At 51.0% G+C, this 2,159-nt stretch carries 3 protein-coding genes and 1 pseudogene; 1 reads left to right on the forward strand and 3 read right to left on the reverse strand.

What is annotated here, in order from left to right; translation table 11 throughout:
• Nucleotides 1-197, reverse strand: a 197-nt coding sequence (locus DW720_RS15380; protein ID WP_109258351.1) for a hypothetical protein, incomplete at its 3' end; no start/stop codon positions are given.
• Between DW720_RS15380 and DW720_RS16255 the strand changes: the two genes are divergently transcribed.
• Nucleotides 171-410, forward strand: coding sequence for a hypothetical protein (locus DW720_RS16255; RefSeq protein WP_021682886.1), 240 nt, complete (start codon nucleotides 171-173; stop codon nucleotides 408-410). The genes DW720_RS15380 and DW720_RS16255 overlap by 27 nt on opposite strands.
• A 28-nt stretch (nucleotides 411-438) precedes the next feature.
• Here the strand turns inward: DW720_RS16255 and DW720_RS15390 are convergent, their stop codons facing one another.
• Nucleotides 439-1,776: a virulence-associated E family protein gene (locus DW720_RS15390; protein ID WP_117534038.1), complete on the reverse strand. Its 1,338-nt coding sequence runs from the start codon at nucleotides 1,774-1,776 to the stop codon at nucleotides 439-441.
• Nucleotides 1,745-2,159 (reverse strand): annotated as a pseudogene (locus DW720_RS15395) (DNA primase); the annotation flags it as partial. The gene DW720_RS15390 and the pseudogene DW720_RS15395, both read right to left, overlap by 32 nt.

Below are 2,159 nucleotides of genomic sequence, written 5' to 3' on the forward strand. Positions count from 1 at the left end.
TACCCACACAATCCAGACGGTATCTGGCTCTTTTGAACCTCATCTTCATTATAACCCATATCTTTCTTTTTAGCAAGATATTCTTTCGTATTTGTCTTACCGTATTTCTGGGAAATCAGGCTGACGAACACATCGGTTGCGTCCAGCTCCCCGTCAAACACCGTTGTAACATGAATCTCTGTTTTGTTTTTTGCCATAGGCAGTTATCCTCCATACATGAAAATAGCCAGACAGAGGGTGTCGGCAACGAAGTCCGGCAACGGGCTTCAAAAGACCTTGCAAACAATCTCAATCTGGCGATGGTTACTATTTATACTTTTCTTTTATTTTTCTGTTGTTTTGGTTGTTATAAGGGAGAAAAGCCCGGAAATAAAGGTTTTTCCCCGGCAACCGGCTCGGCAACGGGATAGCAACAGGGGGTGCAACGGGCTGTCCTTTTCAGAATGGAAGCTCCATCTGTTCTGTGACCTCCACAAAACCGTCCATCGTTTTTTCAGACGGGTTGCTTAAGTCCGTTGCCGGGTTTTCACGCTCCCAGCCCTTTTGTCTGCCATATTCTGAAAACATTCTTGGGTTCGGGAAGTACCTCCAGCCGGAAATGCACTGGTTCATAATCTCGTTGATTTCCCGGATTTCCCATTGCTTCGGCTCGTCAAAAGCATGGTTCAAGGCTTCCTTGTAGATCTGCTTGGAGCAGACCATGCTCCCGGTGTACTTATCAAGATACGCCTGTATCATCCCTGCTTTGGTGTCCTCCGGCATAAAATCCCGCTGGTGTTCTTTGAGATAGCGCTGCATGGCGGGGCTGAAAGCCAGCTTGAACCTGCCGCTTCGGTAAATCTCCATCGCTTCTGCCCACATCTGCTCGATATAGGCTCTGGAAGCAGCTTCGTCCTCCAAAATGTGAACCTCGGCTTGCTCCGGGTACACCATGACGGGGATAAAGCGGCGGTTGCCGGAACGGTCAAGGGGCAGGAAGTCCAGGGCATTGGAAGTGCCGCCAAACACGCACTGACGGGGGCGGTCTGCCGGGTGGGTTTCATAAGGTATCTTGTAAACCTCTTTCTGCCGGCTTAAAAATGACTTGATTTCCTCAATGCTCTTGGCGTTGGCGGTTGCCATCATTTCCGACATTTCGATAATCCAGTGACCTTGCAGCTTGCGGTACACATTGTCATCGTCCAGCTTCCGCAAATCATCGGAGAACCACTCGTCCCGGACTGCCAGCAGACGGAAGAAAGTGGACTTGCCAGCCCCCTGACCGCCTACCAGACAGAGCATGATTTCAAACTTGCACCCCGGCTGAAAGGCTCGTGAGATTGCACCCAGCAGGAACAGCTTCAACGCTTCATAGGTGTAATCGTCTGCGTCAGCCCCCAGAAAGTGCCGCAGGCAGAAGCGGATTCGCTCTGTCCCGTCCCACACAAGGGAACTTAAATAATCCCGGATGGGGTGGTACTTGTTTTCATTCGCCACAATCCCGATGGCGTTATCAATCTTTTTCTCATTGGTAAGCCCGTAGGTTTCTTCCAGATAAAGAAGCAGATACTTCATATCTGTATCGTTCAGGGCGGTGCTTTCCCTGTGGAAGCCGATGGGCTTTATGATGTCCTTGCGGTCAGTCAGGATGTTGTATGCGATAGCCCCGGAAAGCAGCGGGTCACGCTGGAATACAGTCAGGCAGTTCCGTATGCTCTGACGGACACCGCCTTTCTCGGTAGTTTCCAGCCCCTCCTTGATTTCCTCAATGCTCTGGGGTGGCTGCATGGCGTTCATGGTGTTTTTTAGTTCTTGCTGCGTCTGCGGCGGCAAGCTCTGCCATTCGCTGTTCAAGCTGTATCACATCCTTTCCGTAGTCCGTAATCAAAGCCGCTTTTTCCTCTGTTTCCCCGAACAGCAGCACATCCAGCAGATACTCCACTTGGTCTTGCTTCTGTAAGGCTTCTATAAACCGGGGATGAAAGGCTTCCTCCGGGGAGTGTGGGGCGTAGTCCGTTCTCCATGCCCGAAGCAGATGGAGATAATCAGCAAGAATACGGAAGCAGCGGTTCTTTGCTTCCTGAAACTGTTCCTCCGGGGATTTCTGCCGGGGCTTTGGCTTTTTTTCCTTTCCCGGCGGCTTCCAGTCCTCATAGGAAAGCCCGAAGTCCTGTGCCAGT

This window comes from Clostridium sp. AM27-28, from assembly GCF_003480955.1.
Lineage (GTDB): Bacteria > Bacillota > Clostridia > Lachnospirales > Lachnospiraceae > Otoolea > Otoolea fessa.